General features: G+C 69.4%; 27 protein-coding genes. 18 read left to right on the top strand and 9 right to left on the bottom strand.

Annotation, left to right across the window (positions count from 1 at the left end; translation table 11 throughout):
- Positions 1 to 8: 8 nt before the first annotated feature.
- Positions 9 to 497: an FBP domain-containing protein gene (locus tag ABG085_RS19420; protein WP_347977386.1), complete on the bottom strand. Its 489-nt coding sequence runs from the start codon at positions 495 to 497 to the stop codon at positions 9 to 11.
- Positions 498 to 816: 319 nt separating this feature from the next.
- Here ABG085_RS19420 and ABG085_RS19415 point away from each other — a divergent pair, with 319 nt between their 5' ends.
- The 5 genes from ABG085_RS19415 to rplI all read left to right on the top strand — a co-directional run bounded on the left by ABG085_RS19415 (position 817) and on the right by rplI (position 3,886).
- Complete coding sequence (locus tag ABG085_RS19415; RefSeq protein WP_347977385.1) at positions 817 to 2,016, top strand: acyl-CoA dehydrogenase family protein; 1,200 nt, start codon at positions 817 to 819, stop codon at positions 2,014 to 2,016.
- A 172-nt stretch (positions 2,017 to 2,188) separates the two neighbouring features.
- Positions 2,189 to 2,557 (top strand): 30S ribosomal protein S6, encoded by a 369-nt coding sequence (gene rpsF / locus ABG085_RS19410; RefSeq protein ID WP_163616223.1) that lies wholly within the window; start codon positions 2,189 to 2,191, stop codon positions 2,555 to 2,557.
- Between the two features lie 5 nt (positions 2,558 to 2,562).
- Positions 2,563 to 3,096, top strand: coding sequence for a single-stranded DNA-binding protein (locus ABG085_RS19405; protein WP_347977384.1), 534 nt, complete (start codon positions 2,563 to 2,565; stop codon positions 3,094 to 3,096).
- 72 nt (positions 3,097 to 3,168) lie between these two features.
- Entirely contained in the window at positions 3,169 to 3,423 is a 255-nt protein-coding gene (gene rpsR, locus ABG085_RS19400) for a 30S ribosomal protein S18 (RefSeq protein ID WP_045301896.1), read from the top strand.
- A gap of 10 nt (positions 3,424 to 3,433) precedes the next feature.
- Positions 3,434 to 3,886, top strand: coding sequence for a 50S ribosomal protein L9 (gene rplI / locus ABG085_RS19395; RefSeq protein WP_347977383.1), 453 nt, complete (start codon positions 3,434 to 3,436; stop codon positions 3,884 to 3,886).
- 111 nt (positions 3,887 to 3,997) lie between these two features.
- Here the strand turns inward: rplI and ABG085_RS19390 are convergent, their stop codons facing one another.
- The 3 genes from ABG085_RS19390 to ABG085_RS19380 all read right to left on the bottom strand — a co-directional run bounded on the left by ABG085_RS19390 (position 3,998) and on the right by ABG085_RS19380 (position 8,474).
- Positions 3,998 to 5,272, bottom strand: a complete 1,275-nt coding sequence (locus tag ABG085_RS19390; RefSeq protein ID WP_347977382.1) for a GNAT family N-acetyltransferase — start codon at positions 5,270 to 5,272, stop codon at positions 3,998 to 4,000.
- A gap of 338 nt (positions 5,273 to 5,610) precedes the next feature.
- The gene (locus ABG085_RS19385) at positions 5,611 to 7,329 is read right to left on the bottom strand and encodes an LPXTG cell wall anchor domain-containing protein (RefSeq protein ID WP_347977381.1); all 1,719 of its coding nucleotides are present in this window, start codon (positions 7,327 to 7,329) and stop codon (positions 5,611 to 5,613) included.
- A 134-nt stretch (positions 7,330 to 7,463) separates the two neighbouring features.
- Positions 7,464 to 8,474: a hypothetical protein gene (locus ABG085_RS19380; protein WP_347977380.1), complete on the bottom strand. Its 1,011-nt coding sequence runs from the start codon at positions 8,472 to 8,474 to the stop codon at positions 7,464 to 7,466.
- A 610-nt stretch (positions 8,475 to 9,084) separates the two neighbouring features.
- Here ABG085_RS19380 and dnaB point away from each other — a divergent pair.
- Both dnaB and ABG085_RS19370 read left to right on the top strand, forming a co-directional pair.
- Positions 9,085 to 10,458 carry a replicative DNA helicase gene (gene dnaB, locus ABG085_RS19375; RefSeq protein WP_347977379.1) on the top strand — a complete coding sequence of 458 codons (1,374 nt, stop codon included), beginning with the start codon at positions 9,085 to 9,087 and terminating at the stop codon, positions 10,456 to 10,458.
- A 164-nt stretch (positions 10,459 to 10,622) separates the two neighbouring features.
- Positions 10,623 to 12,017 carry a DUF1254 domain-containing protein gene (locus ABG085_RS19370; protein ID WP_347977378.1) on the top strand — a complete coding sequence of 465 codons (1,395 nt, stop codon included), beginning with the start codon at positions 10,623 to 10,625 and terminating at the stop codon, positions 12,015 to 12,017.
- A gap of 121 nt (positions 12,018 to 12,138) precedes the next feature.
- Here ABG085_RS19370 and ABG085_RS19365 read toward each other — a convergent pair whose 3' ends face one another.
- Complete coding sequence (locus tag ABG085_RS19365) at positions 12,139 to 12,999, bottom strand: alpha/beta hydrolase (protein ID WP_347977377.1); 861 nt, start codon at positions 12,997 to 12,999, stop codon at positions 12,139 to 12,141.
- 23 nt (positions 13,000 to 13,022) lie between these two features.
- On the opposite strand from ABG085_RS19365, the gene ABG085_RS19360 reads away from it, so the two are divergent.
- A complete protein-coding gene (locus tag ABG085_RS19360) occupies positions 13,023 to 13,607 on the top strand; it encodes a TetR/AcrR family transcriptional regulator (protein ID WP_347977376.1) in 585 nt (194 codons plus the stop codon).
- Between the two features lie 82 nt (positions 13,608 to 13,689).
- Here ABG085_RS19360 and ABG085_RS19355 read toward each other — a convergent pair whose 3' ends face one another.
- Positions 13,690 to 14,142, bottom strand: a complete 453-nt coding sequence (locus tag ABG085_RS19355) for a MarR family transcriptional regulator (protein ID WP_347977375.1) — start codon at positions 14,140 to 14,142, stop codon at positions 13,690 to 13,692.
- 75 nt (positions 14,143 to 14,217) lie between these two features.
- On the opposite strand from ABG085_RS19355, the gene ABG085_RS19350 reads away from it, so the two are divergent.
- From ABG085_RS19350 to ABG085_RS19330, 5 genes are all read left to right on the top strand, one after another.
- Entirely contained in the window at positions 14,218 to 15,504 is a 1,287-nt protein-coding gene (locus tag ABG085_RS19350) for an amidohydrolase family protein (protein WP_347977374.1), read from the top strand.
- 168 nt (positions 15,505 to 15,672) lie between these two features.
- Positions 15,673 to 16,416, top strand: a complete 744-nt coding sequence (locus ABG085_RS19345; RefSeq protein WP_347977373.1) for a 2'-5' RNA ligase family protein — start codon at positions 15,673 to 15,675, stop codon at positions 16,414 to 16,416.
- Positions 16,417 to 16,461: 45 nt separating this feature from the next.
- Positions 16,462 to 17,214 (top strand): GNAT family N-acetyltransferase, encoded by a 753-nt coding sequence (locus ABG085_RS19340; RefSeq protein WP_347977372.1) that lies wholly within the window; start codon positions 16,462 to 16,464, stop codon positions 17,212 to 17,214.
- Positions 17,215 to 17,265: 51 nt separating this feature from the next.
- Positions 17,266 to 18,039, top strand: a complete 774-nt coding sequence (locus tag ABG085_RS19335; RefSeq protein ID WP_347977371.1) for a hypothetical protein — start codon at positions 17,266 to 17,268, stop codon at positions 18,037 to 18,039.
- A gap of 156 nt (positions 18,040 to 18,195) precedes the next feature.
- The gene (locus ABG085_RS19330) at positions 18,196 to 18,375 is read left to right on the top strand and encodes a hypothetical protein (protein ID WP_347977370.1); all 180 of its coding nucleotides are present in this window, start codon (positions 18,196 to 18,198) and stop codon (positions 18,373 to 18,375) included.
- Between the two features lie 97 nt (positions 18,376 to 18,472).
- Here ABG085_RS19330 and ABG085_RS19325 read toward each other — a convergent pair whose 3' ends face one another.
- Positions 18,473 to 19,393, bottom strand: coding sequence for an arginase family protein (locus tag ABG085_RS19325; RefSeq protein ID WP_347977369.1), 921 nt, complete (start codon positions 19,391 to 19,393; stop codon positions 18,473 to 18,475).
- Between the two features lie 126 nt (positions 19,394 to 19,519).
- A complete protein-coding gene (locus ABG085_RS19320) occupies positions 19,520 to 20,023 on the bottom strand; it encodes a MarR family transcriptional regulator (RefSeq protein WP_347977368.1) in 504 nt (167 codons plus the stop codon).
- Positions 20,024 to 20,139: 116 nt separating this feature from the next.
- Here ABG085_RS19320 and ABG085_RS19315 point away from each other — a divergent pair, with 116 nt between their 5' ends.
- The 4 genes from ABG085_RS19315 to ABG085_RS19300 all read left to right on the top strand — a co-directional run bounded on the left by ABG085_RS19315 (position 20,140) and on the right by ABG085_RS19300 (position 24,144).
- On the top strand, positions 20,140 to 20,931 hold the full coding sequence (locus tag ABG085_RS19315; RefSeq protein ID WP_347977367.1) for an SDR family oxidoreductase: 792 nt from the start codon (positions 20,140 to 20,142) through the stop codon (positions 20,929 to 20,931).
- A gap of 120 nt (positions 20,932 to 21,051) precedes the next feature.
- A complete protein-coding gene (locus tag ABG085_RS19310; protein ID WP_347977366.1) occupies positions 21,052 to 21,618 on the top strand; it encodes a dihydrofolate reductase family protein in 567 nt (188 codons plus the stop codon).
- A gap of 27 nt (positions 21,619 to 21,645) precedes the next feature.
- On the top strand, positions 21,646 to 22,884 hold the full coding sequence (locus ABG085_RS19305) for an amidohydrolase (protein WP_347977365.1): 1,239 nt from the start codon (positions 21,646 to 21,648) through the stop codon (positions 22,882 to 22,884).
- Positions 22,885 to 22,896: 12 nt separating this feature from the next.
- Positions 22,897 to 24,144, top strand: coding sequence for an MFS transporter (locus ABG085_RS19300; protein ID WP_347977364.1), 1,248 nt, complete (start codon positions 22,897 to 22,899; stop codon positions 24,142 to 24,144).
- 29 nt (positions 24,145 to 24,173) lie between these two features.
- Here the strand turns inward: ABG085_RS19300 and ABG085_RS19295 are convergent, their stop codons facing one another.
- Positions 24,174 to 25,085, bottom strand: a complete 912-nt coding sequence (locus ABG085_RS19295) for a LysR family transcriptional regulator (RefSeq protein ID WP_347977363.1) — start codon at positions 25,083 to 25,085, stop codon at positions 24,174 to 24,176.
- A 73-nt stretch (positions 25,086 to 25,158) separates the two neighbouring features.
- Here ABG085_RS19295 and ABG085_RS19290 point away from each other — a divergent pair, with 73 nt between their 5' ends.
- Positions 25,159 to 26,079, top strand: coding sequence for an EamA family transporter (locus ABG085_RS19290; RefSeq protein ID WP_347977362.1), 921 nt, complete (start codon positions 25,159 to 25,161; stop codon positions 26,077 to 26,079).
- Positions 26,080 to 26,154 lie beyond the last annotated feature (75 nt).

Raw genomic sequence — 26,154 nt, 5'->3', positions numbered from 1 at the left:
CCGTCCGGTCAGAGGCTGTCGCGGATGTCGCGGGCGAAGCCCTCGGCGTGCGCGCGGAGCGCCTCGATGCGCCGCTGGCGTGCGGCCATCACGTCGAACCCGAGGTACGCGGGCGGCATCGGCCGGCGCGCGTTGACCGAGCACTCGAAGCTCTCGCACAGCAGGGTGCCGACGGTGTCGCCGTTGCGGCCGGCCTTGCCCGCGCGCTTCGCCCCGAACAGCACCACGTCGTTCGGGAGCGTGACGTCCTCGCACCACGAGCACTGCGGACGGGTGCGGGTGCGCTGCTCGGTCTGGCGCAGCAGGATGCCGACCGGCTCGTCGTCGACCGGCACGACGATGAAGCCGGCGAGCGGCTGCTTCGGGTCGCGCCAGCCGAAGTAGTCGAGTTCCTGCCAGTCGACCTCGGCAAGGTCGGGGACGACGAGGGCGTTGCGTTCGCGCAGAGAGGCGTTGATGAAGGAGGCGCGAATGTCCTTCTGGGTGTAAGCGTGCATGGTTCCTTGTTTCACGGAGGGTCGTCGCGGTACGACGAAGAGCGGATGCCGCAGGCCGGCGGCCTGCGGAGAGTCGACGGCGTCGCGCTCGGCTCAGACCGGGCGACGCGCGCGGCTACCTCCGCTCGGCGCACGCAGCGCCGAGGACCCCCTCACGCCCGCCGGGCGTCGTGAACGTCGAATGCACGCCCGACAGCATACGCTCGCGGCGCTGGCCGGGGGCTCCGAGCCGGGTCAGCGCAGGAGCGCGCAGAGCGGGCAGAATCAGGAGAGCGCCGGGCGAGAACGCGGGCGCCACCGCTCTGCGCGAGGAGGCGCCATGACCGATGCCGGCCGGAACCCCGACGATCTCGACGCGCTGCGCGCCGCGAGCGACATCCTCGGCATCGACGCGCTCCTCACCGCGGACGAGCGCGGCGTCCGCGACCGCGTGCGGGCCCTCGTCGACGCAGAGATCCGCCCGCACATCGCCGACTGGTTCGACCGGGGCCACTTCCCCGTCGAGCTCGCGCCCTCCCTCGGACGCCTGGGCGTGCTCGGCATGACCCTGGACGGCTACGGATGCCCCGGCCGCACCGCCGTCGAGTACGGCCTGGCCGCGCTCGAGCTCGAGGCCGGGGACTCGGGCATCCGCACGTTCGTCTCGGTGCAGGGCTCGCTCGCGATGGGCTCGATCCACCGCTGGGGCAGCGACGAGCAGAAGTCGGAGTGGCTGCCGCGCCTGGCTGCGGGCGAGGCGATCGCCGGCTTCGCGCTCACCGAGCCGACCGCCGGGTCCGACCCCTCGAGCATGAAGACGCACGCGCGCCGCGACGGATCGGACTGGATCCTCGACGGCGCGAAGCGCTGGATCGGCCTCGCCTCGGTCGCACAGCTCGTGGTCGTCTGGGCGCAGACCGACGACGGCGTCCGCGGCTTCCTCGTCACGACCGGCACACCGGGGTTCGAGGTGAGCGTGCTCGAGCCGAAGGGGTCGATGCGGGCCTCGGTGCAGACCGAGCTGCACTTCGACGGCGTGCGGCTGCCGGCATCCGCTCTCCTGCCCGAGGCGCGGGGCCTGCGTGGACCGTTCTCGGCGCTCAACGAGGCGCGCTACGGGATCGTATGGGGCGCGCTCGGCGCGGCGCGCGACAGCTACGAGGCGGCGCTGCGCCATGCACTCCGGCGTGAGCAGTTCGGGCGCCCCATCGCCGGGTTCCAGCTCACTCAGCGCAAGCTCGTCGACATGGTGGTCGAGCTGCAGAAGGGCGCGTTGCTCGCGCTGCACATCGGACGAGCGAAGGATGCCGGCACCCTCACTCCGACGCAGATCTCGCTCGGCAAGCTCAACAACGTGCGCGAGGCGATCGCGATCGCGCGCGAGGCCCGCACGATCCTGGGCGGCGACGGCGTGCTGCTGGAGAACTCCCCCATCCGCCACGCCGCGAACCTCGAGTCCGTGCGCACGTACGAGGGCACCGACGAGGTGCACACCCTGATCCTCGGCCAGCACCTCACCGGCCTCGACGCGTTCCGCTGACGGCTCCACGACCGCGGATCGGGGCAGGTTCGGCGTCTGGGCGGCGATCCGGTACCATAGGAGGGTTGTCCGTGTACGTGCGCACCTGCGTGCCTTCCGGATGACGTGCACACACACCCTCCTGCTGTCGGGAAATGCCCGGCAGCCGTTCTAGTCCGAAGGAGGTGGGTTAGTGACGCACCAGTACGAACTCATGGTCATCCTGAACCCCGAGATCGACGAGCGCCAGGTCGGCGCCAACCTCGACAAGTTCCTGAAGGTCATCACGACCGACGGCGGCACCATCGAGAACATCGACATCTGGGGCAAGCGCCGTCTCGCATACGAGATCCAGAAGAAGAACGAGGGCATCTACGCCGTCGTCAACTTCACGGCGACCGCCGCGACGACGCAGGAACTCGACCGTCAGCTCAACCTCAACGAGCAGATCATGCGCACCAAGGTGCTGCGTGCCGAAGAGGCCATCGCGATGATCGCCTCTGAGAAGCAGCGCGCCGACGAGCGTGCCGCCCGCAAGTCTGCCAAGGCAGCGAAGGCGTAAGGCTGATGGCCGGCGAGACGATCATCACCGTCGTGGGAAACCTCACGGCTGATCCCGAGCTGCGGTACACGCAGAACGGCCTCCCCGTCGCGAACTTCACGATCGCGTCGACGCCGCGCAACTTCGACCGTCAGGCGAACGAGTGGAAGGACGGCGAAGCGCTGTTCCTCCGCGCGAGCGTGTGGCGCGAGTTCGCCGAGCACGTGGCCGGCTCGCTGACCAAGGGCATGCGGGTCATCGCGACCGGCCGCCTCAAGCAGCGCAGCTACCAGGACCGCGAAGGCAACAACCGCACCGCGATCGAGCTCGAGGTCGACGAGATCGGCCCGTCGCTGCGTTACGCGACCGCACAGGTCACCCGCGCTGCGGGCGGCTCGGGCGGCGGCGGCAGCTTCGGCGGCGGTGGCGGTGGCGGTCAGGCTCGCCCGGCCCAGGTCGCCGACGAGCCGTGGTCGACGCCCGGTTCGGCGAACGGCGGCGCCGCGAGCGGCGACGCCTGGGCGGCTCCCGGCGCCTACGGCGACGACACCCCCTTCTAAGGGTCGATCTCAGAAGCAGATTCCGGATGCCTCGGCACGAGGCATCCGATCAAGGAAACGTAAGGAACCACCATGGCTGGAAAGGCAACCGGCGACCGCCGGAAGCCGCGGAAGGGCGCGAAGAACGCGGCCCCCGCGAAGGCGATCCGTGTCGGTCTCATCGACTACAAGGACGTCGCGACTCTTCGCAAGTTCATCTCGGAGCGTGGCAAGATCCGCGCCCGTCGTATCACCGGTGTCTCGGTGCAGGAGCAGCGTCTGATCGCCAAGGCGATCAAGAACGCGCGCGAAATGGCGCTCCTGCCTTACGCCGGCGCTGGCCGCTAAGGAGCACCCAATGGCAAAGCTGATTCTCACGAATGAGGTCGCCGGGCTCGGAAGCGCCGGAGACGTTGTCGAGGTCAAGAACGGGTTCGCCCGCAACTACCTCATCCCCCAGGGCTTCGCTGTGGCCTGGACCCGCGGTGGCGAGAAGCAGGTGGCGTCGATCCGCGCCGCTCGCGAGTCCCGTGCGATCCACGACCACGAAGAGGCCGTGGCGCTCAAGAACGCCCTCGAGACCAACAAGGTCAAGCTGTCGGTCAAGGCCGGCGCCGAGGGTCGCCTGTTCGGCGCGGTCAAGACGGTCGACGTCGCGAACGCCGTGAAGGCCGCCGGCCTCGGCGACCTGGACAAGCGCAAGATCCACATCACCTCCCCGATCAAGTCGGTGGGCGAGCACGAGGCGACGATCCGCCTGCGTGACGACCTCACCGCCGTGATCACCCTGCAGGTGGTCGCCGCCAAGTAACTCTGGCGCGGATGGATGCCGCGGGCCGGTGCTCTTCACGAGCACGGGCCCGCGGCATCCGTCGTTTCGAGCGTCCGTCGCGGCGTGGATGCCGCCTGCCGGTGTTGTGGGTCAGAAGACCCAGTTCGCGCCGGCGGCGACCGGCCACGACCAGGCGGCGGAGGCCGTGCGCAGCGCCTGGGGCGAGCGCACCTCGATGAGGCCCGCCTGAGCGAGTGAGCTGAGCGTGATCGAGCCGAGGTGCGCCGCGCCGAGCTCGCGGATGTCGAGGGTGAGGTCCGCTTCGTCGTCGCTGCGGGTGACATCGGCGTGGCCCCACGCCTCGGCGCGCACGCGCCAGCGACCGGCGTTGGCGGGCAGCATCGCGTCGGTCACCTCGAGCACGACGTCGACGTCGCCGGCGTACCGGCGCTGCGCGAGCGCGGCGGGCAGGTCGACGATGCGGATCCATGAGTTGTCCTGATAATCCGGGGCGGCGCCCCGGACGTCGACGAGGAGCGACACGATGGGGTCGTCCACGGGCAGGTGCGGGACCTGGACGCGGGTGGTCAGGTCGAGATCGAGCAGCACCGACCACATGCGGTGCGCGGCTGCGGCCGTCAGCGCGACGGCGTCCCGCACGTGCACGGTGCCCTCGGAGCCGGCGCGCACCCACGACATGGTGCGGCGGAACGTCGCGTACGCGAGCACCGCGTCGGTGTCGTCGCGCACCAGCAGCAGGCGCAGCGCCTCCTTGCCGCCGCGCAGCGCCGCGGGGTCGGCCTCACGCGCCGCGCGCTGCTCGGCGGTCTCGCGGGTCGCCCAGCCCGGGCGCCCCAGACCTTCGGGGAGCCGCGCGTAGTCGCGATGGATCGCGGCGACGAGGTCGCCGTGGGCCTCGGCATCCCACTCCTCCAGGGCGACCTCGAGCTCGGCCGCACCGGGCACCGGGCGAAGCGCGGCGCCGCGGGGGATCGTCAGGCTCAGCTGCGTCGACGCCATGCCGTAGCCGAAGCGGCCGTAGATGGGCGTCTCGGCCGCCATCAGGCCCGAGATCGCCTCGCCGTGCGCGAGGCAGTCGGCGAAGTGGTGCTCGATCATGCCGCGCAGGATGCCGCGGCGACGGTGGCCGGGGTGCACGCCCACCCACGTCAGCCAGCCGCACGACACCTCGGCCCCTGGTACCGGGTACGCGCGCAGCGGATACGCGCCGTGGAACCCGGCGAGCATGTCGTCGTCGTCGACATGCGCGACGCCGTACGTGCGGTGCCAGCTGAGGGGGCTGGGCAGCTCGCGCAGTGCCTCCACCGAGCGCTCGGTGGGGAAAGCCCAGACGTCCAGACGGAGAACGTCGTCGAGGCGGTCATGGCCGACGGGGGTGAGGACGTAGGGCTCGGGTACGGGCACCCCCCTACTCTGGCGAGCGGCCGGGGGATGCGCAACGCGGCCGGCGCCCACGTGGCTGCGCGCGGCGGGCATGACGAAGCGGATGCCGCGAGCCCCCCGGGTCGCGGCATCCGCTCGTTGCATCTCCCCCCGCACCGCACGGGTCCAGGCATGGCCGGACGCTGCGGGAGGAGATGGGTGTGGCACCCCCGATCGCGGGCACCGGTCCAGGCAAGATCCGGCGTTCACGATCGGGGGCGGTTCAAGGGCGGGAGGGCCGCTGGGGACGGCCCTCCCGCGGTGCTCTCACGCGAGTCGGGGCGAGGGGCGCCTGGGGAACGTCGACTTGCCCCGTCGACTCACGCCGAGCGTCGCCGCGACACGCGCGCGATGGCGCCCGCTGCGAGCAGCGAGAGCCCGAGCAGCAGGAACGGCATCGCGCCCGCTCCTCCTGTCGTGGCGAGCTGGGTGGCCGCGCCGGCCGAGGCCGACGCGCCCGTGACCGTGGCCGAGCCGTCACCGGACGTCCCGCCGGTCCCCGGGTTGGCGGGGTTCGTCGGGTCGGTCGGGTCGGTCGGGTCCGTGGGATCGGTCGGGTCCGTGGGATCGGTCGGGTCCGTGGGATCGGTCGGGTCCGTCGGATCGGTCGGGTCCGTCGGGTCCGTGGGATCGGTCGGATCGGTCGGGTCCGTGGGATCGGTCGGCACGACCGGGCCGGTGGTCACGCTGTCGCCGATCACCGAGATGGCGTTGCCGCCGATGGTGATGGGAAGCGCGATCGGCGCCAGGATCTGCGTGCCGCCGAGGATCGAGCCCAGGCCGCCGGTGGTGGCGGTGGTGCCGCCGGTGCCGGTGCCCGGAGCTGCGACCGCGCCCGTGGAGGTGCTGTCGCCGATCCCTGAGATGGCGTTGCCGACGACCGTGACCGGAACCGCGATCGGTGCGAGCACCTGGGTGCCGCCGAGGATCGAGTCCGTGCCGTCGGTGGTGCCGCTGGTGGCACCGCCGGTGTTTCCCGTCGCGGGTGCCGTGGTGGCGGCATCCGTCGACTCGCTGTCGCCGATCACGGAGATCGCGTTGCCCACCGCGGTGATGGGCGCGGTGATCGGTGCGAGCACCTGGGTGCCGCCGAGGATCGAGTCCTCGCCGTTCGTCCAGGCGTCGGATCCGGCGGCTCCGCCCGAGCTTGCGGGCGCCGTGGCGGCGTCCTCGCTCGTGCTGTCGCCGATGACCGAGATCGCGTTGCCGACCGCGGTGATCGGGGCGGTGATCGGTGCGAGCACCTGGGTGCCGCCGAGGATCGAGTCCTCGCCGTCCGTGGTGCCGATCGCACCGGCCGACGGCGTACCCGTGCCGGCGGTGGCGGTGGTGGCATCGGTCGACGCGCTGTCCCCGATGACGGAGATCGCGTTGCCGCTGACGGTGACCGGGGCGGTGACGGGTGCGACGATCTGGGTGCCCCCGAGGATCGAGTCCTCGCCGGTCGTCCAGGCAGCGGCGCCGGCAGCGCCGCCCGCGCCGGCGGGAGCCGTCGTGGCGCCCTCGCTCGTGCTGTCGCCGACGACCGAGATCGCGTTGCCCGAGACGGTCACCGGAGCGGCGATCGAGACGATCCCCTGGAGCCCCGAGAGCAGGCCGTCCTCGCCCGACGTCTCGGCAGCCGCCGGCGCGGTCGCCGGCGCGGGAGCGGTGGTCGCGGCATCCGTCGACGAACTGTCGCCGACGACCGAGACCGCGTTGCCCGACACCGTGATCGGCACGTTCACCGACACGAGGCCCTGCGTGCCCGAGCCGATGCCGTCGGAGCCGCTCGTCGTCGCCACGACCGGAGCCGGAGCCGGAGCCGGAGCGGGCGCGGGTGCCGCCGTGGTGGCACCGGTGCTGGACGAGTCGCCCAGTACCGAAAGCGAGGTGCCGCTGATGTTGATCGGAAGGTTGACGTCGATGATCGCCTGGGTGCCCGAGAGCAGCCCGTCGTCACCGTTCGTCTCGGCCGCGTTGGCGACCGTCGCGCCGAGCAGCGTGATGCCGCCGGCGAGGAGCGTGCCCCAGAGGGCGCGCTTGTAGAAAGTACGCATGGTGTTCCCCTTTGTGGATTGATCGGTTCGCAGCGCAGGCGTCTCAGAGAACGCAAGGAGCGCTGCACAGCGCGTGAGGGCGCGCTGCTGCTCTGCCGCCTGGACTCGGATGAGCGAAGGCGGCGGGGAGCCGATCAGTCGGGGGAGACGTCGGTGGAGCCGACGGGCGCCGGCGGCGCGTGCTCGTCTTCCGGGCCTGCTCGCCGCACCCAGGCACGGTGCGCGACAAGCGGGAGGAAGGCGGCAAGCGCCCAGGCGCCGGGACCCGCACCACCGGGTCCCGCGGAAGACGTCGGCAGGCAGAGTCCGCCTGCGGAGTTCAGGGGTCCGCTCACGGCCAGCGCGGCGGACGAGGCGACGACGGTGATGACGGCGCCGGCGCGCGACACGGATGCCGCGGCCCACGCGCCGATCGAGCCGGCGGTCGTCGAGAAGAGGGTGGCTGCGGCATCCGTCTGCGCATCCATCTGCCCGGCGATCGAGCCCGCCGCGGCAACCGTCGAGGCGTCCGCTTCGGCTGCCAGGCCGGGGAGTGCGGGGAGGCCGGGAATCGCGGGATCTCCGGGAAGAACCGGTACCTCGACGGCGCCGGTGGGCGGCGATCCGACCGTCGCGCCGGTCTCGTCGACGGCGTCGACGATGCCGCCCAGCGTCTCGTCGACCGTGCCGCCGAGGTCGGTCACGGCATCGTCGAGGCCGATGCCCGTGACGATGCCGCCGACGATCGGAACGTCGGTCACGAGGTCGACCACGGGCTGCGTGACACTGCCCACGACCCCGCCCGAGACGACGTTCGAGACCGGCTGCGTCACGCTGGTGACGACGGTGCCGACGGTCTGGACGACCTGGCTCACGGGCTGCTGAACGGGTGCGGGAGCGACGGCGACCACGTCGTTGACGACGCCGGTGACGCCTGTCGTCACGGTCGAGACGGTGGTGGTGACGCTCGTCGCGGTCGTGTCGACCAGCGAGGTCACGGCACCGAGGGCACCCCCGAGCAGTCCTCCGCCTTCGGGCTCGTCGGCGTGCGCCTGCCCGAGGCCGAGGCCGAGGGTCAGCGAGACGACGATCCAGGCGAACGCGGTCCCGACCCCGATGAGGGCCAGCCGCACGATCCTCGGCAGCTGCGAGGTTGCGATCTCCACGTTCACCTCCCACGACGAAAGAGCCGCACGTTCCGAACGGATCGTGCGTGAGGGTGCCTGGACCTGCGACGATACCGGGTCCGTCAGCGGTCTGTCCAGACCCCTTTCGCGCGGAGTCGGCCCCATGAGGTGCGCGCGCACGGTGGTGGCGTTGTCCCCGGAATTGTGCACAGGGCCCGAAGCGCAGCCCAACCTTCAACCCTGACTTCAATCACATCCCCCTCCACAGGCTGTGCAATACGCAATGCCCGGTCAGCAGCGATTTTCGACGAGATCGTGCTTCAAAAGCAGCAAGTTCTCCACAGCGGTTGTTCACAGGCGTGTCGGCGTTTCACGCAGGCTCTCCACAGAGTTATCCACAGGCCGTGTTGCGGGTGTCGGAGGCCGTCCTTAGCGTGGGGTGCGGCTCACTCGTGCGCGTGACTCCGTGCTGGACACGACGGCGTGATGACGGCAGGGGCAGGCACACGGGGGTAGGGCGGGGAGCGGGAGTGCTGCGGCATCCCGCAAGCACGTCGTGCACGCAGACTTGCGTGACCGGCGAGCCGAGCCCGCACGTGCCATGACAACTCGGACGATGTGAACGAACGATAGGGAGGACTCGCAGCCTATGTCGATCGCCGACATCTCCGAAGAGCGCATGGGGGGTCCCCGTGACTTCGAGCGCACTCCCCCACACGACCAGCTCGCCGAACAGAGTGCGCTCGGCGGCATGCTGCTCTCGAAGGATGCCGTCGCCGACGTCATCGAGACGCTCCGGGGTGCCGACTTCTACGTGCCCAAGCACGAGCTGATCTTCGAGGCGATCCTCACCCTCTACTCTCACGGCGAGCCCACCGACGTCGTCGCGGTCACCGACGAGCTCATCAAGACCGGCGAGCTGCAGCGCGCCGGCGGTGCCGACTACCTGCACACGCTCACCTCGATCGTGCCGACCGCGGCCAACGCCGGCTACTACGCCTCGATCGTGTCGGAGCGTGCGCTGCTGCGCCGCCTCGTCGATGCCGGTACCCGCATCGTGCAGATGGGGTACTCGGGTCAGGGCGAGGCGCTCGACCTCGTGAACAACGCCCAGGCCGAGATCTATTCGGTGACCGGTGCCGAAGCCGCCGAGGACTATGTCCCGCTCACCATCGCGGTGGATGCCGCGGTGGAAGAGATCGAGGCCGCGCGCGGTCGCGACGGTCAGATGACCGGCATCCCGACCGGTTTCTCCGGTCTGGACTCCCTCACCAACGGCCTGCACCCCGGTCAGATGATCATCATCGCGGCGCGACCCGCCATGGGTAAGTCGACGCTCGCCCTCGACTTCGCCCGTTCGGCCGCGATCAAGCACGACATGCCCACGATCTTCTTCTCGCTCGAGATGGGGCGCAGCGAGATCGCGATGCGCCTGCTGAGCGCCGAGGGTGCCATCCCGCTGCAGTCGATGCGCAAGGGCACGCTCGACTCGCGCGACTGGACCACCGTCGCCGCGACCCGCGGCCGCATCAACGACGCGCCGCTCTACATCGACGACAGCCCGAACATGACCCTCGTCGAGATCCGGGCGAAGTGCCGGCGGCTCAAGCAGCGCGCGGGCCTGAAGCTCGTCGTCATCGACTACCTGCAGCTCATGACCTCGGGCAAGCGCGTCGAGTCGCGCCAGCAGGAGGTCTCGGAATTCTCGCGAGCGCTCAAGCTCCTCGCCAAGGAGCTCGGCGTTCCGGTCATCGCGCTCTCGCAGCTGAACCGTGGTGCCGAGCAGCGCGCCGACAAGAAGCCCGCCCTGTCCGACCTCCGCGAGTCGGGCTCGATCGAGCAGGACGCCGACATGGTCGTGCTCCTGCACCGCGAAGCGGCGTACGAGAAGGACTCCCCGCGCGCCGGCGAGGCCGACCTCATCGTCGCCAAGCACCGCAACGGCCCGACCGACACGATCACCGTCGCCTTCCAGGGCCACTTCTCGCGCTTCACGGATATGGCCCCAGGCGACTTCGGATAGTTGTCAGACGGCCACCGTGGCGTCTGAGGGGTCGAAGCTGTCGACCCAGTGCGCACTGCACGACATCGGCGTCGTTGATCGCCCGCTGACGTGTGACATGGAAGTGTGGGTTGCGTCGCGGCACTGCAATGATCGGCAGCGACGGCTACGGAGAGGACTCAGGCGTGGTGAACGAGTTGCCCGGTGGGCTTGGCGGTCTTTTGATGGACGGGGATCTGCCGGCGCGCCCGGCGATCCCGGTGATCTTCGATGAGCTCGACTATCAGTTCGCGTGTCAGGCATACCTGTGGGCGCTCCCGATCGTCTCCTACGCACAGTGGAAGACGCAGCACTACAACGTGTTCGGTGCAACGAGCAGCGACCTCGTGCGGTACCTCTCCTACCAGGACCGGCTGGGTCTGATCACCGCGAACGCCACGACTCCGTACATCCTCAACTTCTTCGACCTGTCGGAGACCGGCCCGCTCGTCATCGAGCTGCCGCCAGGTCCGACTGCGGGAGGGGTGTCGGACTTCTGGCAGCGCGAGGTCGGTGCGATGGGAGAAATGGGCCCGGATCGCGGTGAGGGCGGCAAGTACATCGTGCTCGCGCCCGGCGTCGACGCGCCCGCCGATCTCACCGAGGAATACCGGGTGCTGGCGTCCTCCGGGGTGAACATCATGTTCGGGTTCCGCACACTGGATCCCGATCCCGCGCGATCGGATGAGCTCGTCCACGCCGTGCGCATCTACCCGTACGAACGGCGGGCAGACCCCGCACCGACCCGCATCGTATCCCCGGACGGGAAGGCATGGAGCGGAGATCAACCTCGCGGCCTGGAGTACTGGCGGCGTCTGCACCAGATCTACCAGAGCGAAGTCATCGAGGAACGCGATCGGTTCTACCTGGCGATGCTCAAGCAGCTCGGTATCGAGAAGGGGAAGCCATTCGAGCCGGACGACCGGCTCACCCGGATCCTCGAACAAGGCGCGGCCGCGGGAGAGCTGATGGCTCAGGCCAACACCTTCGCGAAGCGATTCGACCAAGGACCGTACTGGGCCGACCGCGCCTGGGAACAGGCCATCGTGCTGGACAACTCGGCTCAGCGCGGTAACGGCTACGACGAACTGCTCGAACGAGCGTCGTGGTTCTACGAAGCGGTCAGCTTCTCCGTGGCCATGAAGAGCACCACTCCCGGCGTCGGGCAGGCCTACTTGGGTTCCTACACCGACGGCAACGGCGACTGGCTGGACGGAGCCCGCCAGTACACCCTCCACATTCCCGCCCACGTCCCGGCCAAGCTCTTCTGGTCCGCGACCGTCTACGACGTCGCCACGCGCTGCCTCATCGACAACGACCAGCAACGCGGCGACCGCGGATCCCGCGACCCTGAACTCGTCGCCAACGCGGACGGCTCCGTCGATCTCCACTTCGGCCCGACCGCTCCCGCGTCCGGGGAGACCAACTGGGTACAGACCATCCCCGGCAAACACTGGTTCAGCTACTTCCGGCTCTACGGCCCCCTCGAGCCCTACTTCGACCGCACCTGGAAGCTGGGTGACATCACACCGACCGCCTGACCGAGCGCGGCGACTGTACGGGTTTTCTTGAGCCGTCCATCTCGCGGGTGAAGTATCTCCTCGATGGGTCAAGCCGCGAGAGCAGGATGAGGACCGACGCGGTTCCTGACGGCACGCCGCCTCACTCCGCGATGTCGGAGAGCCTGGGCCCCTCATCCTCGTTGGCTGCCCAGAATGCGAGGATCGCCTGCGCGACTGCGAGCGGCTGCTCGAGGGGAATGAGTGTGCGGGCCCCGGCGATCGTGACCGATGTGGCGTGCGGCGAGGAAGCCGCCGCGCGTCGAGCATCCTCCGGGCTCCAGTCTCCCCGGTCATCGGATGCGATGAACAGGCTGGGCACGCCGATGCCCGGGAGGCGATCGGTCACGTCGGTTCGATCGATGATGAACGAGCGCAGCGCATGGCTCATGCTTGCCCGCGTGGGTCGGTTGAGGCTGTCGACGACCACGTCACGGATGCCGGGAGTCGCGGCCGAGGCATCCGTCAGCATCGCCGAGATCACTGCCTCGCGGACCGGTCGGACCGCTCCCATGAGGCGCAGGATCGGATGCAGCAAGGCGATCTGGCGCCGGAGGTGAGCGGGTACCGGCTCGGTGGGCGCGCTGATCGCAACGAAACTCCGGATGGTGGAGGGGTCGGTCGCCAGCTGGTAGCCGACGTGCCCGCCGAACGCGTTGCCCACCCAGTCCACAGGGGCGGTGGCGCCGAGCTGCGCCAGGGCGTCTCGCGCAGCATCCGCTGCTTCGGCGATGCTGCTGCGCCGCGAAAGCGGATCGCTGAGACCCAATCCCGGCGGGTCGATGAGCACGAGCTCGCGCTCTGGTGCGCCGGCCAGCAACAGCGGCAGGACGGTGTCCCAGGTGTGGCTGTCGACGAACATCGATGACCACAGCACGGTCATGTCGCCCGCGCCGACGCGACGCACGGCGAGTGAACCGAGGCGGGTGTCGACCCGGGCGGCGCGTTCGGTGAAGGTTTCCATAATTTCACGTTAGCATGACTAACATGAAAGAGCGCAAGTACCGGATGTCGGCCCGAGCAGACGCCGCTGAGCTGACAGGTCAGCGGATCATCGACTGCATGCTGGATCGGCTGCGCACCACTCCGTACGAGCGGATCAGGCTCGACGATGTCGCCGCGGACGCCGGCGTGACCTCGCAGACGGTGATCCGCCGTTTCGGCAGCAAGCCGGTGCTGATGACGACAACCGTCGAACGGGAACTGGGACGCATCGCGGCGAAGCGCGAGGCGGCGCTGCGGTCGAGTTCCGCAGAGACGATTCGAGCGCTGGTGGAGCACTACGACGAATACGGACTGCTGATCCTGAAGACCTACTCCGAGGCCTCACTCGTGCCGGGGCTGCCGGAGATCGTCGTGCGCGGGAGGGCGTATCACCTCGATTGGTGCCGCCGCGCCTTCTCGGAGCACCTTCCGCCGCAGCCCGACGATGCGTCTCGACAGCGGCGGCTCGCGCAAATCGTGTCAATCTGCGATGCGACCACCTGGCGCATCCTGCGATTCGACGGCGACCTGTCCTCGGCGCAGACCGAGCTGGCGATCACCGAACTGCTGACCCCGCTTCTGCGCTGAGCGACCGCGCTTCAGCTTCGGAGCAGCCCCGCGCGCGTCGGGTGTCGGTCGGGGAGGCTGGTCGTTCGCGAGCAGCGAGGGCTTATTCGGATGCTTCGCGGCTCGCGCTGGACACGTACTTATGCAGAAGCCTGGCGAACTCGAGCCGCTCGTCGTCGTCCCACTGGCGGGTGATGTATTCGAAGGCTCGGCGTTGCTGGTGTCTCGCGCGGGCAAGCACCTCGCGTCCTTGCGATGTCAGGCGGAGCGTGATGCTGCGCCCGTCGGTCTGGGAGGCCACGCGTTCGACGAGGCCCTCGCTCACGCAGGATGCCGCAAGGCGACTGACCGAGGTGCGCTCCATCCCGAGTGCGGCAGCGAGCTCGTTGACGCTCAGCAGTCCGTCGGCCTCTTCCACCATCGCGAGCAGAAGATCGCGGCGCACGTCGGGCCGCGCGACCTGCATGTCGAGAGGCACGCTGCTCGCGCGGCGCCGCAGTCTCGAGAACGCTGTCCCGATGTTCTCCAGCAGATCGTCGTCGCTCGGGAGGTCCATGGGGGCTCGTCGCGATCACTCATAACGGCTCCTCAAATGCGTGCATTGTGCACATATGTGTTATTTTACACGTAAATGGGCGTCCAACTGGTGGCGCTCCCGCATGGAACGGAAAGTCGTATGCGCACAGCAATTGTGGCCGGGAGGGTCTTCGACGGCACCAAGAACCTCGGGCCCAAGACCGTGGTGATCTCGGACGGGGTGATCGAGTCCATCGGTGATCAGGCTCCCGCGGACGCGCTGCTCATCGAGTCTCCCGGCGCGACGCTGCTTCCCGGTCTCATCGACGCGCACGTGCACACCGATACCGCGGGCCTGCGAATGGCGTTGCAGTTCGGTGTGACGACGGAGCTCGAGATGCAGGGGGCGAACACCGCTCGCGACCGTGACCACATCACGCAGGACGACAACCTCGCCGATGTGCGTTCCGCAGGATTCGGACTCACCCCTCCCGGAGGGCACCCCGAGGAACTGTTCCCCAAGGACTTCCACCCCCAGCGCGGCGGTCCCGGCGGCCGCCCCGCGGGCCCCGAGCGTGTCGACCCGATCGTGCGCGCCAAGGTCACCACCCCGCAGGAAGCGGTCGACGTGGTCGGCCAGCTGGCTGACGCCGGCTCGGACTACATCAAGTTCATGGTCGACGATGGGTCCGTCGAGGGACACCCGGGCCTCCCCATGCTCGACCAGGAGACGCTGAACGCGGGTGTCGCCGAAGCCCAGCGCCTCGGCATGCTGACGGTGGCGCACGCGCTCACCATCGAAGCCACGCAGATGAGCATCGACGCCGGCATCGACGGCCTGGCCCACCTCTTCATGGACCGACCGCACACGTCCCAGATCATCGACGCCATCGCGCAGTCCGGTGCCTTCGTCGTAGCCTGCGTGGTGCTCGACGCCTCGATGATGGGCATCACCGGATCTGGGCTCGCTGACGACCCACGCGTCGCTTCGAAGCTCTCACCGGAATGGGACTCGACGCTGCGCAGCAGCTTCAACCACTATCCGCAGGGTCGCCTCGATGACGTTCTGGCCACCGTGCGCGCCCTCGAGGCAGCCGGCGTCGACCTCCTCGTCGGCACCGATGTCTCCCAGCCGCTGCCCTTCCTCGGCGGTCTCGCGCACGGCGCCAGCGTGCACCAGGAGCTGCAGTACTTCGTCGATGCGGGCGTGACGCCGACCAGGGCGCTGAGCGCTGCCACGGCAGTGACCGCTCGTCGGTTCGGCCTCACCGATCGGGGATCCATCGCGGTGGGTCAGCGCGCCGATCTGTTGCTGGTCGACGGGGACCCGACGACGACGATCGGCGACACGCTGAACATTCGCGAGGTCTGGCGCCGCGGCATCCGTCAGTCCGCTGCCTGAGCGACGGCCGTCCAGCAGCGCGGCGGGAAGCGGCGCCGATCACCGGCATTCGCGGGTGAAGTATCCCGCGATGTCCGGAGTGGCATCTCGGGATGTGTTGCGCGTCCGGACAGCGCGGGCGAAGCTCTTCAGGTGCAGTCGACGCCGAAGTCTCCCCGATACTGCGTGGTGGCGCTCTTCGAGCCGATGGATGTCGGCGACCGGTTCGCGCGCAGCGCGTGGCCGGCGCATGTCACGCTCGCCTCCAACTTCCTGGTCGCAGAGTCGGTCGAGCAGGTGGTCGAGGCCGTCCATGACGCGAGGGTCGTCGACCGGCCGCTGGCATTCCGAATCGGGAGGCTTGCGCAGTTCGGCCCGCAGCGGACTGTTCCGGTCCGGCTGGTGGACTCACCGCATGTCGAAGACGCACATCAGGATCTCGCGCATCACCTTGGTCGCCTACGGGGATTCGAGGCCGACGAGCCATCCCATTGGCGCGAGGGCTACCGCGCGCACCTGACGCTTCGGCCGAGCATCGCTGCCTTCGAGGGAGAGATCCGCACAGCGTCACACGTTGCGGTCGCAAGGCTGGATGGGGAAACAGCTGAGATCGTGGCGTGCATCGAGATCGGTCCGATGGATCGGCCAGAGATCGTCTGCCTCTGCGGTTCCGCCCGGTTCGTTGAAGAGATGCGCGCGGCGAACCGTGCTCTGACTTTCGCGGGCGTCATCGTCCTCGCGCCCGGCGAAGCGGGCGAGCTGATCTCGCACGAGCAGAAGACCTTGCTTGATGCGCTCCACCTGCGCAAGATCGACCTTGCCGACCGGATTCTGGTGGTCAACCCCGGCGGGTACATCGGTGAGTCCACGCGAACGGAGGTCGCATATGCCCACGCCGCCGGCAAGCCGGTCTCTTTCACCGAACCCGTCTGATCAGCAGTTCGATTTCGTCCCGCCGACCCGACGAAGGAGTTTGACATGTGGATCGAGTGCTTCGAGAAGGACGCGCGATTCGACGGCGAGGACGTCGAGTCGCTCGTCGAGCAGTTCGTCGCACACGTACGCGGGGCGCACGACGTCCCCTACCCCGACGAAGAGGTGCGACTGTGGGCGCGCAACTTCGCGGATGCCTCGGCACGCGAGGACGGCCCGGTCGAGCGACTTCCCTCGATCGGCTCGATAGAGGTGCATCCCGTCACGGAGGAGCGCATCGACGACTGGCTGCGGTTCTTCGACCGCGACGCCTTTCCCGACAATCCAGACTGGGGATCCTGCTACTGCCTGCATCCCCACACCGGCGACGTTCCCGAGCGGCCGTGGCGTGATGTGCGTGCCGAGATGGTCGAGCGGCTGCGGTCCGGAGCGACGCTCGGGTACCTCGCGTACGTCGACGGCAGCCCGGCGGGCTGGGTCAATGCGTCGCGCCGATCGACGTACGCGAAGTACGACGGCGTCGATCCCGAGGGGCCGGCCCCCGACACGGTGGTGGGCGTCTCCTGCTTCGTCATCGCCCCGCCCTACCGGCGCCACGGCGTCTCATCGGCGCTCCTGGATCGCGTCGTCGCCGACGGTGAAGCGCGCGGCGCACGGTTCGTCGAGGGATACCCGCGCCGAGTGGAAACCGGCCACGATTCCGGGGCGTTCTGTGGTCCCCGTTCGATGTTCGATGTGCGCGGCTTCGCACCCGCCGAGGAGCACGAACGCTACGTCGTCGTCCGGAGGCCCGTCTGATCAGGGGGCGAGCATGGCGTCGGGACGCCCAGTCCCATTAGGTTCTGTCACATGAACCTCGCCGCCAAGATCACCACGGGCGTCGCCGTGCTCCTCGTCGGCGGTCTCGTGGCCATCGCTGTGCCGACCGTGTCGGGCGCGTACTCCGAGATGTCGTCCTGGGCGATCTTCCAGCCGACTGAGGACGCGACCGAGGGGCCAACCGAGGAGTCGGCGTCCGCGGAGGACGACCCGATCGGCGAGAAGATGATCGATGAGCTGGGCGACGGCTACGTGTATGTCGGCAACGGCACCGCAATCCCGAAGAACACGCCCGAGGGCTGCGAGAACCCGATCTGGCTCCACATGGGGCAGACGAGCGCGCGCCTGAACGGCGACCTGACCGACCGTGGGGAGCGCGAGTTCGCGGCGGGCACCGTGGGCCTCGACGACGAGGGTCGGATCAAGACGTACACCGTCGCGCCGGGCGACGCGCTGTTCGCGATCGGGGACCGGTTCTGCATCGCCAACGCGCTGACGCTCGCGACCCTCAACCACACGCGCACGATCCAGCCCGGCGAGGTGCTGCTGCTTCACCCGGACAGTTCGATCCCGTGGGTGCCGTACTACAACCCCGTGACCACGCCCGACGGATACCAGCAGATTCCATACCAGCTCGCCGTCGAGGCGATGAGCGCCGCGGCCCACGCGGGTGACCTGGACCGGATGCGCAGCATCTTCGCGCACGAGCTGTCCGGCCTGTTCCCCGACCCCGCTGAGGCCGAGGTGATCGCGCGGGCTCTCGACGTCGGCGACCTCGACGTGCTGCGCCAGATGTTCGCCTAGCCCAGGACCACCGGGCCGCGAGGATCTCCGTTTCGCGAGTGAGATGAGCAGGGCCTCCACCGCTCGGCGCGGCGGGCGACACATCGCCGCCAGCTGACCCGGTAATGCTCCACTCCCTCGATGGATCAGCTACTGGGGCCGGGATAGCATGCCCTCATGAACTCGTGGTTCGGGACGGCCGCCTTCTTCTTCGCGATCGCAATGTGGCGACTCGTAGAGGTCGAACCGGTGTGGTGGTCGATCGTCACTGTCGTGATCCTGTTCGTCGCGAGCGGGGCGGCGCTTGCTCGCGGGATCGTCGACCGCCGGCGCCGGCTGGTCACCGCCGAGGAGTAGTCCCATCTGCGGGCGCCGCGCTCGACTGAACCCGCCCCGTCGCATCACTCTTGCCGTCCAGCGCTGCAGCAAGACGGAGATCTCAGCTGACTGCCCGTCACCCGCTTGCGGTGGCCCGTATCATCTCGACAAGTTGTGCTGCAGCGCGTCCCAGCCGGTCGTGATCGGGGTTGTACTCCACAAGAAGCGCACCGGCGCAGCGCGGGTCGCTGAAGAGGATTCGGAGAGTGGCGGAGAGGTCTTCGATGGAGAGTCCGCGTCCGTAGGTCGGGATGTCGGCCGCTGGGACCTGCAGAAAGTCGAGCACGTCGACATCGATGTGGATGACGATGCTGGCTGCGCGGAGCGCCGTCAACGCACGGAACGCGGCTGCTTCCGGATCGGCGCTGAGGAGCGACGAAGGAATGCGCTCACTGTGCACAACGTCGTGAATGTCCTCTTCCTCGTCGGAGTATCCGAGGAAGACGATGTCCGAGTCGCGGAGGAGCGGCCGCCGCGGGCCGATGCCGGAGATGACGCCCTCTGTGCCGGGAAGGTCGAGCATATGCGCGACACCCATGCCGTCGAGGATGGGTTCGTCGCGGTTGTCGACGGGGGTCATCAGGTCCTGCCCGCCGTCGACGTACACGACCCCTACGTCGCGGCCGCACTCGGCGAACGCACTCACCATCGCGACCGCCAGCGTGCACTCTCCGCCGATGACGAACGGGCGAAGACCGTCCCGCAGCACATCGACGATGCGCTGACGTGTCTCATCGAGCACCGCGCGTACAGCCTCGACGTTGTTCGCCCCGTTCCCCGTCCTGCGGGCTGCCCAATGGGCGACCTGCTGGTCACCGAAGTCCGTCACCGCGGCGGATCCGTCGGCCAAGGCCTCCACGAGTCCAGCCGCTCGCAGCGCGGCTGGTCCCTTTTCGATCCCTGCCCAGTGTGCCGCGGCGCTCGACGGCACACCGACGACCCCCCAGGCTGAGGATGCGCCCGCGCGCTCACCCGGAGATGCTGCAGGCCGCTCCATGCCGTCGACATTGCCATGAACCGGGGACATTGCGTGACCCGGAGTCGGAGGCGGCCGCCGCTAGGCGTTCGACCGACGGGGGACGAGGTTCAGCCACGTGGCGGGTGGCGCATCGCGAAGGCGCTGCTAGCGAGCAGGCGTGTTCGCGGCAGGCGCCCAGCCCTCCTCAGACCGGATCGCGCCGGTGATCCGGCGCGAGATCTCGCGCAGCTGCCGCTGTTGTGCGCTCGTCAGGCGATCGAACACCAGACCGCGCACCAACTCGGCATGCCCCGGCGCCGCCTCGTCGACCTTCTGCTGACCGAGGTCGGTGAGGATCGCCAACGTGAAGCGGCCGTCCGCGGGATCCGGCCGCCGTCGCATCCACCCCTTGGACTCCAATCTCGTCGCCGCACGCGACAAGCGCGAGAGCGAGCTGTTCGCGTAGCCGGACAGGACGCTCATGCGCAGGGTCCTGTCGGGAGCGTCGGCGAGGGCGTACAGCACGCCGTACTCGAAGTGCGTCAGCTGCGCATCGCGCTGCAGCTGCGCATCGAGCGCGGACGGCAGCCACTCGAGCACCGTGGCCAGCGCCGCCCAGGTCTCGAGCTCTTCTCGGGTCAACTCTGCCGGCACAAGGGGCTGCGTCATGACTGCCACTGTAGACGGGCTGAGCCCTGCTTGACTTGCTTAGGAAACTCATCGTGGATAGATTCACTTGACTGAGCAAGTGAAATCTCGCGCGCAGCGAGCACGGAAAGGTCATCATGGAACTGGATCTGGCGGGCAAGCGCGCCTTGGTGAGCGGATCGACGCAGGGGATCGGCTACGCGATCGCGGAGACGCTCCTGCAGGAGGGTGCGACGGTCATCCTCAACGGGCGCAGCCAGAATCGCGTCGACGCGGCGGTGGAGCGGCTGCGCACGGCGGTCGCGGGCGCCGGCGTCACCGGCATCGCCGCCGACTTCGCAGACCCGGCGCAGGTGGACCGGCTGCTGGGATCGCTCGGTGAGGTCGACATCCTCGTCAACAACGTCGGCGTGTTCGACGTCAAGGAGTTCGGAGACATCACCGACGACGAATGGCACCGCTACTTCGACATCAACGTGATGAGCGGCGTCCAGCTGTCGCGTCGGCTGCTCGGACGCATGCTCGAGGTCGGGTGGGGGCGCGTCGTGTTCGTCGCCAGCGAGTCGGGTGTGAACGTCCCGGGGGACATGATCCACTACGGCGTCACCAAGGCGGCCATGCTCGCGCTGGGAAACGGACTCGCCAAGCTCACGCGGGGCACCGGTGTCACCGTCAACACCGTTCTCGGGGGACCCACCTACTCGGACGGCGTCGCGCAGGCCGTGACGCAGATCGCCGACGCGCAGAACATGTCGCTCGAGGATCTCAAGAGCGCCATCGCGGCCGGGAACCGGACATCCCTGCTGGAGCGCTTCCTCGAGCCCCGCGAGATCGCGGACCTCGTGGCCTACCTGGCGAGTCCTCGCTCCTCGGCGACGAACGGCGCGGCGCTCCGGGCCGACGGCGGAACCCTCACCGCGATCCTTTGAGCGTTCACCACCGGGGTTCCCTCACGTCGAGCCCGCGATTACCCTCGTGCCCGAGGCATCCACCCGAGAAGTGACGCCCCGAGCGATCGCGCGGGGCGACGGAACGCGCAGGAGGCTCGCATGCAGACCTTGACGATCGACTTCATCATGTCGCTCGACGGCTACGGCGCCGCCGAAGGGTGGCCGGGATGGTGGGGGCTCGAGGGTCCCGAGTATCTCGGCTGGTTGGAGCAGCTGCCGGAGCAGGACCATCCGATCCTGATGGGCGCGAGGACGTATCGCCTCATGTCGGAGCTCACCGCCGGCGGCGAGGAGGGCACCGACGTGCTCGACGACGTGGAGAAGTACGTCTTCTCGTCGACGCTCGAGGAGCCGCTCAGCTGGGCGAACTCGGTGCTGGTGCGCGAGGACGCGATCGACTTCGTGCGGCGGCTGAAGGAGGCGTCCGACCGGCCGCTGCGCACCCTCGGCAGTGTCGCGCTCTGCCGCAACCTGTTGCTGGCGGGGCTGGTCGACCGCTACCGCGTCGTCGTGTTCCCCGTCATCACGGGGGCGACCGGCTCGGACCGGATCTTCGACGGCTACCCCGACGTGCGGCTCGACCTTGTCGAGGCTCGCACCTTCGATCAGCGCAGCCAGCTGCTCGAGTACGTGCCGACCGTGCTGGAGGGCCCGCCGCTCGGGTGAACCGACAGCCCGCGTAGGTTGGAGGGCATGGCTCGCATCCTCGCCGTCACCGGTGGCTACGTCGTCCCTGTCAGCTCCGACCCCATCGAGAACGGCACCGTGATCGTCACGGATGGCGTCATCACCGCCGTCGGCGGGTCGGACACCGCGGTGCCCGAGGGCGCGGAAGTGGTGGACGCCTCAGGCAGCTGGGTCGTTCCGGGGTTCGTCGAGGCGCACGGCCACCTCGGCGTGCACGAGGACGGCGAGGGCTGGTCGGGCAACGACACGAACGAGATGACCGACCCGAACGGCGCGCGATTCCGGGCACTCGACGGCATCGACATCGAAGAGGTCGGCTTCCGAGATGCGCTGCGCGGCGGCGTGACGACGGCGGTCATCAAGCCCGGCTCGGGCAACCCCATCGGCGGCCGCACGGTCGCCATCAAGACCTGGGGCGGGCGCACGGTCGACGAGCAGATCCTCGCCACCGACGTGTCGGTCAAGTCTGCGCTCGGCGAGAACCCGAAGCGTGTGTACGGCGACCGGAAGCAGACGCCGTCGACGCGCCTGGGCGTGGCATCCGTCCTCCGCGACGCGTTCGTCGCCGCGCAGACCTACGCCGACAAGCGCGCCTCGGCCGCCGACAAGGACGAGCCGTTCGAGCGCGACCTCGGCAAGGAGACGCTCGCCGCGGTGCTGGCCGGCGAGCTCCTGTGGGACCAGCACTGCCATCGTCACGACGACATCGCGACGGCGATCCGGCTGTCGGAGGAGTTCGGCTACCGCCTGATCGTGAACCACGGCACCGAGGCGCACAAGATCGCCGACGTGCTCGCCGAGAAGCAGGTCCCGGTGATCTTCGGGCCGCTGCTGACCTCGCGCTCGAAGGTGGAGCTGCGCGACCGCGCGATCGGCAATCTCGCCCTCATCGCCGAGGCGGGCGTCAAGATCGCCATCACGACCGACCATCCCGTGGTGCCGATCGATCAGCTCCGGCTGCAGGCGATCCTCGCGGTGCGCGAGGGTCTGGCCGCCGGGACGGCGCTCGCGGCGCTGACCACGAATCCGGCCGACATCCTCCGCCTGAACGAGCGGGTCGGCGCACTCGAGCCCGGGCGCGACGGTGACGTCGTGGTGTGGTCCGGTGATCCGCTCGCCGTCGATTCGCGCGTGCAGCGCGTGTTCATCGAGGGCCGCGCGGTCTACGAGCCGGTTCCGGATGCCGCAGCCCCGCGCGTCGTCGAGCGCTGGGAGCGTTTCGGTCGCACGTCCTGGATGGCGTAAGCCGCCGCCGTTGTGACCGCCCACGCCGCTGACGCCGCCGCCGCGCCCCGCGGCTCGTTCGCGCGGTACTGGACGGCGGCCGCGATCAGCTCGTTCGGCACGGCCGTCACCGCGGTCGCGCTGCCGGTGCTCGTGGTGCAGCTGCTGCACGCGAGCCCGTTCGAGGTGGGCATCGTCAACGCGGCGCAGTTCGTGCCGTACGCCGTGCTCGGGCTGATCGCCGGCGCGTACACGGATCGCTGGCGCCGCAAGCCGATCCTGGTCTGGTCCAGCGTCGGCAGGGCGGTGTCGCTCGGCGCGATCCCGGTGCTGTGGCTGACCGGCACGCTCGAGATCTGGATGCTGGTGGTGCTCCTGCTGCTCTTCGGCTCGTTCTCGGTGTTCGGGTTCGCGGCCACGCAGTCGTTCCTCCCCCGGCTCGTGCCGCGGTCGCGCCTGGTGGTGGCGAACGCGCGATTGGATCAGACGGATGCCGCAGCCCAGACGGTCGGCCCGGCCTTGGGCGGCGGGCTCGTCGGCCTGCTCGGCGCGCCCCTCGCACTCCTGGTCGACGCCGTCAGCTACCTCGTCGATGCCCTGCTGAACGCGGGAATCCGCGTGGATGAGCCGCGCGAGCGCCGCCCCGAGCGCCATCTGCTCCGCGAGATCCGCGAGGGGCTGCGCTGGGCCTACGCGCACCGGACACTCGGCCCCCTCGCGGTGTCGACGCATATCTGGTTCTTCGCGAACGGCATCGCATTCACCGTGCTCTCGCTGCTGGCGCTGCGGTCGCTCGGCTTCACCGCCTTCACCTTCGGGCTGCTGCTGGCGGTCTCGGGATCGGCGGCTCTGCTCGGTGCGACCTTCGCGGCGAGACTCGGGTCGTGGCTGGGCACCGGGCCGGCGATCATCGTCGCCCGTGCGGCCTATCCGATCGCGTGGCTGCTGGTCGCGGCGACGGCATGGCTGCCGGCGGGACCCGTACTCCTCTATATAGCGCTCGCGATCCACGGGCTTGCGGCCGGTGTCGAGAACGCCAACGAGATGGGCCTCCGGCAGGCGGTCACGCCCGATGCCCTGCTGGGACGCGTGAACGCGAACATCCGCTCGGCCAACCGGACGGCCGCAGCGCTCGGCGCCCTTGCGGGCGGTGCGGCGGCCGCGATCATCGGAGATGAGTGGACGCTCGTCGTCGTGATGGTCGTCTTCGCGGTCGCTGCGCTCGTGGCGGCGCTCTCGCCCCCGCTTCGGGAGATGCGAGCCCTCCCCGATTCGGACTGAGTCAGGGTCATCGCCGCGGCACTCGTGCGTCACATCGTGCGCGAGTGCTCCACGAACGCGTCGAGCGCGGTGCGCAGGGCCGGCGAATCCTCCTGCGAACGACGGTGCACCGCGAGGACGTCGCGGGTGGATGCCGGCGCGACGGTCGGGATCGCCACCAGGTCCGGGCCGATGTCGCCGCGGCCCAGGCGCGGCACCAGCGCGACGGCGCGTCCTGCGCGGGCGAGTTCCAGGTGATTCTGGAACTCCATCGACTCGTGCACGATGCGCGGGGCGTTGGGGACGCCGTCGAAGAGCCGCCGCAGCCACTGGCGGCAGATCGTCGCCTCGAACGTCGCGACCCAGTTCTCGCCCGCGAGCTCTTCCGGTCGCAGGGCTGAGCGACCCGCGAGCGGGTGGTCACGCGGCAGGATGACGTCGGCGACATCGGTGAACAGCGGTGTCGAGACGAGATGATCGGGCATCGCCAGCGCGACGCCGCCCCAGCGATGCACGATGCCGAGGTCTCGCTGGCCCGACGCGACGAGTGCGATCGACTCCCACGGCTCGCTCTCGCGGAGGGGCAGTGACAGGTCGGGATGCCGCCCCGCCAGGTCGCTCAGCACCGGGATGACGAGCCCCCGTACGACGGTGGAGAAGGCCGCGAGCCGGATCTCACCCACGACCCGGTCGTCCGCGCCGGCGGTGAGCTGGAGGTCGGCCCGCAGGCGCTCGAGGTCGGCGAGGATCGGCGTGGACGCCACGACCAGGCGCGTACCCGCCTCGGTGAGGATGACCCCGCGCCCCGCGCGCTCGAGGAGGGTGATGCCCGTCTCGCGTTCGAGCCTCTTGACCTGCTGAGACACCGCGGACGGCGTGTACCCGAGGCTCGTCGCCGCAGCGACGACGCTGCCCTGCGTGGCCACCGCGCGCAGCGACAGCACGGCTTCCAGATCGATCATGAAGCAACGCTACACGGTTCCATGAGAAAAGCATCGCTTGTACTTCATCCACCAGTCCGCTGGGCTGAGACGCGTGAACAGACGCGACATGGTGCTGGCGGCGGCCGTGGCATCCTTCTGGGGATTCAACTTCGTCGTGATCGACTGGGGCATGACCGGGGTGCCGCCGCTGCTCTTCGTCGCGATCCGCTTCCTGGTCGTCGCGCTCGCGGTCGTGGTGGTCCCTCGTCCCCGCACCTCGTGGCGCACCGTGATCGGCGTGGGGCTCTTCATGAGCCTCGGGCAGTTCGGCCTGCTCTACACGTCGATGGCGCTGGGACTGCAGCCGGGCCTGGCGGCGCTGGTGCTGCAGGCGCAGGCGGTGTTCACCATCCTCATCGCAGCGTCGGTGCTGCGCGAGCGCCCGACCATCCCGCAGGCCGTCGGGGTCGCCATCGGGGTCATCGGGCTCGCGATCGTGGCGACCGGACGCGGCGGCGATGCTCCGGCGCTCGCCGTGGCACTGGCGCTCGCCGCGGCGTTCTCGTGGGGCATCGGCAACGTCATCTCACGCCGGGCGGGCGTGGTGAGCGGAGCGGGACGGCTCGGCTCGCTCTCGCTCACGGTGTGGTCGGCCCTCGTCGTGCCGGTACCCGCGCTCGCGCTGTCGCTCGTGGTCGAGGGACCGCAGGCGATCGCCGCGGGGATCACCGCCTTCGGCTGGGAGTCGCTGGTCTCGACGCTCTACACCGCGGTGCTGTGCACGATCATCGGCTACTCGATCTGGAACGGCCTGCTGGCTCGCAACCAGTCGGCGGCCGTCGTGCCGTGGGTGCTGCTCGCGCCGGTCGTCGCGATGGCGTCGGCCGCGCTCCTGCTCGGGCAGATCCCGACGCCGGCAGAGATCGGCGGCGGCGTCCTGCTTGTGGGCGGGGTGCTCGTGACGGGCCTGCCCGGTCGGCGTGTCATTCAGCGGACAACGTCAGGTATAGGCCGAATCGATTCGATACACTAGGCGACTGTCGCTTCGCACCCGCGCACCCTCGTCTTCGCGCACCACCCGCTGCCGCGGCATCCGTCCCCCTCCTCG

This window comes from Microbacterium sp. ProA8, from assembly GCF_039905635.1.
Classification (GTDB): domain Bacteria; phylum Actinomycetota; class Actinomycetes; order Actinomycetales; family Microbacteriaceae; genus Microbacterium; species Microbacterium chionoecetis.
The sequence above is the reverse complement of the archived record's forward strand: the minus strand, read 5'-3'. Positions and strand labels throughout refer to the sequence as shown.